The 9945-nt window shown below is 44.8% G+C and carries 8 protein-coding genes; 7 read left to right on the top strand and 1 reads right to left on the bottom strand.

Annotated elements, in window-relative coordinates; all coding sequences use genetic code 11:
• Positions 1–583 precede the first annotated feature (583 nt).
• The 7 genes from GF401_17515 (at position 584) to rfbB (ending at position 9805) form a co-directional block, all read left to right on the top strand.
• A complete protein-coding gene (locus tag GF401_17515; GenBank protein MBD3346856.1) occupies positions 584–1225 on the top strand; it encodes a hypothetical protein in 642 nt (213 codons plus the stop codon).
• Between the two features lie 38 nt (positions 1226–1263).
• A complete protein-coding gene (locus GF401_17510; GenBank protein MBD3346855.1) occupies positions 1264–2175 on the top strand; it encodes a P-loop NTPase in 912 nt (303 codons plus the stop codon).
• Between the two features lie 9 nt (positions 2176–2184).
• Positions 2185–3033, top strand: coding sequence for an AAA family ATPase (locus GF401_17505; GenBank protein ID MBD3346854.1), 849 nt, complete (start codon positions 2185–2187; stop codon positions 3031–3033).
• Entirely contained in the window at positions 3033–6260 is a 3228-nt protein-coding gene (locus tag GF401_17500; GenBank protein ID MBD3346853.1) for a polysaccharide biosynthesis tyrosine autokinase, read from the top strand. Before GF401_17505 ends, GF401_17500 begins: the two co-directional genes overlap by 1 nt.
• Positions 6257–7828 carry a hypothetical protein gene (locus tag GF401_17495; GenBank protein ID MBD3346852.1) on the top strand — a complete coding sequence of 524 codons (1572 nt, stop codon included), beginning with the start codon at positions 6257–6259 and terminating at the stop codon, positions 7826–7828. The genes GF401_17500 and GF401_17495 overlap by 4 nt, the downstream gene beginning before the upstream one ends.
• A gap of 62 nt (positions 7829–7890) precedes the next feature.
• Positions 7891–8796 carry a dTDP-4-dehydrorhamnose reductase gene (gene rfbD, locus GF401_17490; protein ID MBD3346851.1) on the top strand — a complete coding sequence of 302 codons (906 nt, stop codon included), beginning with the start codon at positions 7891–7893 and terminating at the stop codon, positions 8794–8796.
• Positions 8789–9805 carry a dTDP-glucose 4,6-dehydratase gene (gene rfbB / locus GF401_17485; GenBank protein MBD3346850.1) on the top strand — a complete coding sequence of 339 codons (1017 nt, stop codon included), beginning with the start codon at positions 8789–8791 and terminating at the stop codon, positions 9803–9805. Before rfbD ends, rfbB begins: the two co-directional genes overlap by 8 nt.
• Positions 9806–9811: 6 nt before the next feature.
• Here rfbB and GF401_17480 read toward each other — a convergent pair.
• The coding region (locus tag GF401_17480) for a diguanylate cyclase (GenBank protein MBD3346849.1) at positions 9812–9945 on the bottom strand (134 nt) is incomplete at its 5' end.

Here is a 9945-nt window from a genome sequence, read left to right as displayed (position 1 = left end):
GCCAATTGCTTTGCTGTGGAATCCGGAGCAACTGCCGCCTCAGCTCCTGTTCTATTTATTGTTGCCAATTGCGTATAACACCCTCCAAAGAATAACAGTATCGGAACAAAAATGATTACAAGAAGTTTTTTCATAATAGACCTCTTTATGGATACCTGTACAGATAACTACCTAAAATTAAAATAATTCAAAGGGTCACAATTTTTGCAAAAAGGATCTCTATTATAGAATTCGGGGATAAATACCCGAAAATTTCAAAGACGACTACAAAATTAAGAAATTTTCATAAGAAGCCTAAAAAGATCTGCGCATATAACCGATACTAGAGACATCGGCCTATCCATTAGTATTAACAAATATTTATGAAGAATTTCTCAAAATTTACTTGAATGTATTTTACACCAAACTATATAATTATTATCTTAAAGAATATCTTATATAATGTATTTATAAATACATCAAGGTCAATAAATTATATCAGCACGCAGTATTACTTGACAGGTAATTGCAATCTGCATGAAGACAAATGTTATATTTTTTCTGAGGAAGGCCTGAGTCCTGCGCGGGACTTGTAAATATTTTTATGTCGCGCTTATCTGTATGCATCTTCTGTCTTCTTATCACTGTTCTCTGTTACGGGGAAACAGAAGAATATGTTCTTCAACCCGGCGATGTAATTACGATCAATGTCGTTGAGCATCCGGAATTCTCAGGGCGCCACAAAATCCGTCCGGACGGCCGTATTAACTATCCGGTCATCGGTGAAATCGATGTGGCATCCTTGACCTGCGCCCAGTTGGTTAAAATCATGCAGGGCAAGTTATCTTCCTATATAAATAATCCGGTTGTATCCGTTTCGATCGAAGCCTATTATTCTAATAAAATTTATATAATCGGCTCGGTAAGGAAAGCAGGAGAATATCAGATTTATGAGCCGATCGATGCCATGAAAGCGGTTGCAATGGGCGGTGGGCTGGAGAACCCGAAAGTCAAAACCATAAAAATTATCCGCTCCGACGGCTCGGTGGTAACTATAGCGATGAAAGAATTCTGGGGTTCCGATACGAAAAGGGATAACAAAAAATATATCCTCTATCCCGGAGATACGCTGTACATTCCGGATACCGGGACAATCCCCTGGGGCTTTGTCGGTGCGCTTCTTGGTGTAATCAGTACCACCCTGACTATTGTTCTCACAATGTCGAGAATCAGCGGAACCGGTTAAGGAAATGCTGCTCGATTCGGATTCTGTGCTCTTCACCTATGACAAACGATCCAATAATAATCTCTATCGGCGGCGGAAAAGGCGGCATTGGAAAAAGCACCATTACGTCGAATGTGGGCACAGCGCTTTTACAGAAGAACTATAATGTAGGATTCATTGATGCCGATCTCGGCGGCGCAAATCTTCACCACTGTTTAGGGATACAACGTCCCTCAAAAGGCCTTCGAGACTATTTGACCGGAAAGATAAAAGAGCTTAATGACATTGCGATTCCGACTCCCATGGGGAATTCATGGCTTATCAGCGGTGCCAGCGATATAGTAGAACTGGCTAATCCACGTTTTTCTCAAAAGAAAAAAATAATCAGAAATCTGAGCAAAATGAATGCCGATTATATACTCGTTGACCTGGGGGCGGGAACCGGAACCAATGTAACCGATTTTTTTGCTGCCTTTCCCTATGGCATTGTTGTTACCGACGGTTCTGCGGCATCAATCGAAAACGCCTATGGCTTTCTTAAAAACGGTATTATCCGGGGCCTTGTCCGCCTCTTCCCCGGTAACAAGGAAGTGCAGAAATTCATCCACCGTAGCTCGACATCTACTGAAGGCGAAAGCTATGCAACGATTAAAGAAATGATTTCAGCAGCCACGCTCAGATTTCCTGCTGAAACACGGCTGATGAAAGAATATCTTCATTCAAAACGCATATTTCTTATCCTGAATATGGTTCGAGATTCGTCGGATGTAGCTCGGGGCCGACGATTTATCGAAATTGTCAAAAAATACCTTTCACTGAAAATGCTTTACATTGGATACATCGTCTATTCCAAAGACGTGAACACATCTTTCAGAGAAATGCGCCCCATTATGCAAGGCACCAATGCAAAAGAAATCCGCAATGCTTTTACATCCATCACCACAAATCTTATCGCTTTAACGCAAGGTTAGGTCTTTTTCATGAATTGTATTGAATACTGGGGATTAAAGGAAGAACCATTTGAAGAACTGTGTGACACCCACTTTTATTTTGAAAGCGACGACCATCGCGAAGCCCTCGACAGACTTCTGTATGTTGTTAACGATCGTAACATGAACATGTGCCTTTTAACCGGTGAAGTCGGTTCCGGGAAGACAATTACAAAAAATGTTCTCCGTGGTTCACTTCCCCGAAGAGACTTTGAAGTTATTTCTTTTGAGAATTCAAATCTCAATTTTGACGACATTTTGTACGATATCTGCAATCGCATTTCATTTCAGGATGCACGCATAAGTATGGCCGAAGAATCCTCGCTGCCCTCCCGGGGCGATAAATACATGCTCATGAATTATCTGAAAAAGACATTGGAAACGCTGGTTTACGAAGAAAGGCGTCATATGGTGCTTATTTTCGACGAGGCGCAGCAGTTGAGCGATGAAACACTCGATGAAATAAAAAACCTGACGAATATTTCATCGGAAACTGAAAACTATTTGACCATATTTCTGATCGGCCAGCCCGAGCTTCGCCAGAAAATTGCCGGGCTCCGCCAAGTGGACCAACGGATTTTTTTACGGTTCCATCTGAACAACCTCGATTACAATAACACTATTAAATATATCCAGCACCGATTACGGGTTGCCGGCCTGGAAAACCGGACAATTTTCACCAGTCTTGGCTTTGAGTTGATATTTCGTTCCACGGCTGGCGTACCCCGGGAGATAAACCGCCTCTGCAAACTGGCAATCAACTACGGCTTTGCCGAAAATCTGTCTGAGATCCGGAAAGAAGACATTCAAATAGTCCTTGAAGATATTGAGCGGGATTAATGGAAGAAAAAAGAAAAAGATTCAGTTTAGGAAATATTCGGCGCAAGCTTGAGAGTGACGCGGAGACAAAAAAAAGTCCTCAGTCAAATGGGCAACACAAAGAGCCTCAGAAGAATGACAACGCACCGATACCTCCAGCCTCACCACCTAAAAATAGAGCGCCGTCTCTTCCGGCCCAACCCCGCTTTGGTGAAAACCGGGACAATGAATTGACCTCTCGGGGAAATAAAAGGGATGAAGAATTAATCCAGCCATCCGATCCGATATCCCGCCCGCGAAAACCTGTACCGGAAACATCGCCCGAATCACCATCCACAGAAGCAGCACCGCCCCAGCCTGAAGAACAGTTATCCGCTCTTCGGCATGAGGAAGAGGAAGAAGAGGAATTTGATATTTACCAGTATATCGGTGTTCTCCTGCGGCGAAAAACAATTATCATTCTATCGACGATTGGTTTGGGTGTTTTTTCGTTTTTCTCCTTTCTTACCGCACCAAAGCATTATTCGGCGCAAGCGCGTTTATTGTTCAGTCCGGGACATAGAGAAATTGTTTCCGATAATCTTTTCACCTATCAAATGTGGCAAGACAGAGAAAAGAAGGTCAATACACATCTCGAACTTCTCAAATCCGACCAGGAAGTTTTACGCCGGATTTCGGATGCTCTTGACAACAAGGTCTCCCCCTCCGAAATTCAAGCGGGCATTCACATAGCCAGAGGGGAAACCGATGGTGAGAAAAACAACATTATTCAAATCACTTTCAGCCATCAAGACAGCGCCACGGCACGCAATGTGGTCAACAACCTCTGCAAAGAATATATCGCTTACATTGAAGAGGTCAATGCTCAGGATATTACTAAAATGATCTTTAAATTCAAAGATCAAATAGAAAAAGTATCTAAAAAACTGGAGCGTAAAGAGGATGCCCTGAAAAAGTTCAAAGAAAAGAACCGCATGGTGCAACTATCCTCCGAAACCAACCTGGTCCTTTCCAAGCTTTCCAATATGGAGCTTGCACTCCAACAAACCAAAATGGACCTTCTCGAAAACAAGGAAAAATTCACCTCTATAAAACAACAGATCAACCAACAGGAAATCAATATTGTTAATGCCATCACTGTTGAAGATCCCTATCAGACTCGCCTTTCCGAACTTGAATTCCAGCTCAATTCACTTCTGGCCGACTATAATCCCGACCATTATAAAGTGAAAATGGTCCAAAAGGAAATCAGGGCCATGAAAGAGGTTATCGAATCGAGTGTTAAAACCAAAACCGTACAGAGTGAAACATACATAAAAAATCCTATCCGGGAAACGCTTCTTCAGAGCCTCGTCAACTTAACAACAGAAAAGTCGTCCCTGGAAGCCAAACGCCAGGCCCAGGAACAGATAATCGAAAAACTCAACTCCGACCTTCAAAAACTTCCCTCCCTGGAAATTGAATACGCCTCCCTCCAACGGGGAACCCAATCACTGGAACAAACCCTTATCATGCTCGAAGACAAATATGAGAAGGCAAAAATAAAGCGTGACTCCCAGGAATCGGACCTGAAAATACTCGAACTTGCCAATATGCCCTCATCACCGAATCCTACCGTTAAAAAAAGCAGAGTTTTTATCGGAATTTTTATCGGTATCATTCTGGGTGTCGCTCTCGCATTTTTATTCGAATTTCTCGATCAGACAATCAAAGAACCTCGCGATCTGGAAAAAGCTCTTGAAGTTCCTCTCTTGGGGATAATACCACACTTGGAAGAGGACAAACCGGTAATCGATCCAGCGGACAACAAAAGCAAAACAAAACTTGAGCCATTCCGTGTTCTCAGAACCAATCTCAAGCATATCGCTAAAGTTCACCATATCAGAACTCTTATTATATGCAGTCCGGTTAAAGGGGAAGGAAAAACAACTCTTGCAGTCAACCTGGCTGTAACGTTTGCAATGGACGGGAAAAAAATCATATTAGTTGACGGCGATTTGCGGCGTCCTCAAATTCATGGCCTTCTGGAAACATCGAAAGAAACAGGGCTCTCCGATTATATTCTGGAACTTTCGGGCGTTGATGATATTATAAAGCCAACCCGGTATGAAAACCTTTCAATTATCACCGCCGGCGAACGGCCGAACAACCCAACTGAACTATTGGGAACCTACCGTTTTGACCAGCTTATTGAAGATCTCAAAGAACGGGCCGACCTGGTTATATTCGATTCACCGGCACTGCTTCCGGTGAGTGATGCTTTGAACATGGCGCCTAAAATGGATGGGTGCGTTTTTGTCGGCCGAAGCCTGTGGACTCCCCTTAAGGCCGCAAAACAGGCCAAGCTGCAACTTAAACAAATCGGCACAAAAATATACGGTGCTATACTTAACGGCATCTCACATTCCCGCGGCTACTATCCATATTATTACGGTTATTATCGATACTATGCATATAAGTATACCTATGATTATGATGAAGAAAATAGAGACAAAAAATCGATTCGCGAGATCGGCCTGAATATTGAATCGAAAATAAAAGAATCTATCCACACTCTGAAAAATTCCTGGCCCCGCCTCTTAGCTCAATCAGGCCGTTTTTTTGGCTATCTGGGGAAAAGATGGACATTCTGGGGACTTCTGATTATCCTTACCGGTCTCACAATAATTGGAGGCTGGCTCAAATCGCGCAAAGATTTGTTCCCCACAGTCGAAAAAATCGAATATATGGGCCCGGCAAAGGGACTTGCCCCGGAAAGTACTTCAACCGACATTCAATCATCATCTTTGCAAAACAAAGGAATGTCACTTGAGGCCGCCTCGCGACAAATATATAATAGTAAGAGACGGCATGGGTCGGACACTTTGCCGAACACGATTTCAGCAAATCCGAAAAATGACATCCCCTCCTGCGAGGATATTGCCCGACGATGGCATGATGCTTTTTTAGAGGGAGATAAAGAACACCTGGTCACGTTTTATGACAACAATGATTTTCGCTTTCCCCGGGGAAACTTCAACCACTGGCAATCCACTATCCTGGAAAGCCTGACAACTCGGGCCAGGGACAGTAAGGGCATGATCGACACAATGTGGAATGAGATAATTGATCCTGGACATACTAAAGTATACAGCACTTTCTTAATGGTTTCTCAAAGCGATACAACGCGTCTGCAGATCGCCCAAATTTGGAGCAATGAAAATGGCAAATGGAGTATTATCCGTCAAAAGCATAGCGTACTGCCATGAATAGAAAACGGCAAAAAAGATTTAGGACAGTCATATACCTGATTCTGTTGTGCACAATAGTGATTCAGGCGGCACGAATTATCTACACCGTATTTGTTCCCCGTGAAGTATCCTCATCGGACCCGGTAATGGTCAATGTCGATGGTAATATCGATCGTCCCGGCACCTACCGCGTGCCCCGTGGCACGAGTCAATTTGAAATTCTCCAGGTTGCCGGTGTCCGGCCCAATTCGAACATCTCCGCATTCAACCTTGCCGCCCAGATCACGGACAATCAGGCTATTGAAGTGGAACAGGCAACCGGCGCCGTCGGCACCATGCAGGAGCAGGCAATGGTCCGCCTGGAATTTTACTTCGGTGAATTGAGTATTATTGCCGGCGACGGCCGTTCCCGCCCGGCACAGGAGGGCCTGACACTGAAACCGGGCGACCGTATCTTAACCGAGGCCAGAACTCAGGCCGAACTCTCTATCAATACATATTCGAGAGTTGACCTGGATAATTTTGCCGAACTTACGGTGGAAAAGGTCGGGGAAGCGGAAGGCGATAAAAATGTTGTTGAATTCTATCAGCGTTCCGGCATCTGCTGGTATAAAACCGTCTATTCAAACCGATCGGAACTCTTTAGAATCATCACCCCAAATGCTATTATAACCGTCGCGGGATCGGGTGCCGATTTTGTTATCGATGTCCAATATGAAGCGGTCCATGTACATAATATCGACGGCCTTGTTTTAATCGAGCGACTCAACGGTGAGGAATCAATTAACCTCATCTCCGGCCAGGCAGCCGTTATCTATTCCGACGGAAGGCCCTTTCAGGTCCAGTCAATTACCGCAGATGTTTCTCCCAATGAGACATTTTCAGAACTAATAAAAGAAAAAACCAACTATATGCTTCGCCATATGCCGCTCAATTTTCTTTTCTGCGGAATCCCTAACGTCTACTATCTTGTCAGCCTTCAGTTCGAACAGGGGAAAGCCCACATAGTACAACTCCCACCGTCGACATCAGTGGAACAATTTGTCCAGGGTGTTACGACTCTTGCCCAGGCTCATCTTCATGGAGGGCCGGTATTTGCCGGCACCCTGGTCGAGAGAATTATGGATACGCGAATACCAAAATATTGTGTTTTTGACCGGACAAGTATTGTCAGGACTGCATCAGTTTTAGGGAACATTATCATAACCATCGATTCTAAGGCCGCGGCCGAGCTTCGACTGCCCGCCGGTCCTCAACAATTATCTCCCGCCCAGTTGTTTCTCTTTCTCAAACCAAGTATTTCCGGGTGGGAAGACAGCTACCGACGTCAGACCGCTGTTTTAAAAGCCATCTTCGAGAGCTTCCGGACCAGAGGGATTGTCCTCAACGCGCTCCTGGCGACACAGCTTGTTTCAGGTATTGAAACCAACTTCAGCTCTGATGAAATCATGCGGCAATACTCCAAATTCACTTCAAGAAAAAACTGGGATTTATCGACCCATAAACTGCCGACCGCCCCCAGACAAAAGGGCAAACGGGTAATTTACGAACCGGATCTGGAGCATTGTCGCCAACTTCTTTATTAAAAGAAGACCTTGCGTCCCGAATTATTTTATAGACACCCGAATCTCCCAACCCGGATTGAAGTATGACTGAAAATTCAAAATCCTTCACCCCACTGTTAATCGTTGGCTGCAATGGCCAGTTGGGCCGCGACATGATGCTCTTCGCAGCGAATCACGCCAACCAGATTCACGGCTGCGATCTTCCAGACATCGATATTACCAGTTATGATTCAACCGGAAAGGTAATAAAATCGCTCAAACCGGAGCTGATAATCAATTGTGCGGCATATGCTGCAGTTGATGCCTGTGAAACCAATCGTGAAACAGCATTTGCAATTAATGAAACCGGCGCCCATAACCTTGCCCGATGGGCGGCTGAAATCGGTGCAACGTTAGTTCATATCAGCACCGATTATGTATTCGACGGAAACAAAGATGTACCCTATATCGAATCCGATGAACCGAACCCCCAATCGGTTTATGGTCAATCCAAGCTTGCCGGCGAACGGCGAATTGCCGAAACAACCGATAAATATTTCATCTTCCGTATCGCATGGCTTTACGGAAACAGGGGCAAAAACTTCGTAAAAACAATTCTTCGAGCAGCACGGGAGCGTGAAAATACCGGAGAGAGCCTCAAAGTGGTTAGCGATCAGGTGGGATCACCTACTTATACAATGGAAGTATGCCGCCAAATTTTTCAAGCCGCCCAGACCAACCATTACGGATTGTTTCACAGTACTGCTGAAGGTTCGTGCAGCTGGTATGAATTCACCCGAAACATTCTGAACCTTTATGGAATTAATACACCGGTTACCCCCTGCACAACAAAAGATTTTCCCCGCCCGGCTCCCCGTCCGACAAATAGTGTGCTCGAAAATAAGAGATTAAAGGAATACGGAATAAATATCATGAAAAACTGGAAAGACGCCTTTTCCGATTTTTTTGAAGAAGCGCAACTATTAAGAAAGGAACAGAATAATGAATAAGGTACTGGTTACCGGTGGAGCAGGATTTATCGGCTCCAACTTTATCCACCATGTTCTTAAAGAAAACGAATCATGTTCTGTTTTAAATCTCGACCTGCTCACCTATGCCGGCAACCTTGACAATCTCGAAGGAGTGAGTGATAATCCCCGCTATACATTCTGTAAGGGCTCAATCACCGACAGACCGTTGATAGAGCGTCTGTTTAAAGAACATGAATTCGATACGGTCGTGCATTTTGCAGCCGAGTCTCATGTCGACAGAAGCATAATGGGACCGGAGGCATTTGTTAACACTAACATTCTGGGCACCCAGGTGCTTCTCGACGTTGCTAAGGTGACGTGGGACAACCAGTATGCGGACAAACGATTTGTCCATGTATCCACCGATGAAGTTTACGGCTCTCTCGGCAAGGAAGGGTTATTTACCGAAACGACGCCGATTTCTCCCAACAGCCCCTATTCCGCGAGTAAAGCAGGTTCCGATCTCATGGCTCGTGCCTATTTTGAAACCTACGGGCTTCCGGTAATGATTACCCGCTGCTCCAACAATTACGGCCCCTATCAATACCCCGAGAAACTCATACCCGTAATGATAATCAACGCCCTCAACGACCGGCCGTTACCCATATACGGTGACGGTATGTATGTCCGGGACTGGCTGTATGTTATCGATCACTGCAGTGCAATCTACACTGTACTTCGTAACGGCACCCCCGGTGAAGTCTACAATATCGGCGGCAATAACGAAATGAAAAACATCGAAATCGTCAAGCTTATTCTGAAAGAATTAAACAAACCCGAATCGCTGATCCGCCATGTAACCGATCGCCTTGGCCACGATCGACGATACGCCATCGATGCATCTAAAATGCGGGAAAAGCTCGGGTGGTCGCCTTCAGTAACATTCGACCAGGGCATTTCCATGACAATAAAGTGGTATCTGGACAATATGTGGTGGTGGAAAAAGCTTTTGGAAAAGGATGAAGTACTGAAAAAATGGCACGGCTGAGGATATTCAACCCAGCCGGTTATTATAGAGCGTCGACCGGTTCCTTCCCTGCTCTTTCGAATAATAGAGTGCCTTGTCCGCGCGGTTAACCAGCTCCGATTTCTTTTCTGCATGGGCAGGAAAAACCGCACATCCTATGC

Source organism: Chitinivibrionales bacterium, from assembly GCA_014728215.1.
GTDB lineage: Bacteria > Fibrobacterota > Chitinivibrionia > Chitinivibrionales > WJKA01 > WJKA01.
Note: the sequence above shows the minus strand (reverse complement) of the source record. Positions and strands in the feature narration are given on the sequence as shown.

Coding starts and splice junctions, on each gene's coding strand:
- GF401_17515 (MBD3346856.1), top strand. CDS start 584: ATGTCGCGCTTATCTGTATGCATCTTCTGTCTTCTTATCACTGTTCTC.
- GF401_17510 (MBD3346855.1), top strand. CDS start 1,264: ATGACAAACGATCCAATAATAATCTCTATCGGCGGCGGAAAAGGCGGC.
- GF401_17505 (MBD3346854.1), top strand. CDS start 2,185: ATGAATTGTATTGAATACTGGGGATTAAAGGAAGAACCATTTGAAGAA.
- GF401_17500 (MBD3346853.1), top strand. CDS start 3,033: ATGGAAGAAAAAAGAAAAAGATTCAGTTTAGGAAATATTCGGCGCAAG.
- GF401_17495 (MBD3346852.1), top strand. CDS start 6,257: ATGAATAGAAAACGGCAAAAAAGATTTAGGACAGTCATATACCTGATT.
- rfbD (MBD3346851.1), top strand. CDS start 7,891: ATGACTGAAAATTCAAAATCCTTCACCCCACTGTTAATCGTTGGCTGC.
- rfbB (MBD3346850.1), top strand. CDS start 8,789: ATGAATAAGGTACTGGTTACCGGTGGAGCAGGATTTATCGGCTCCAAC.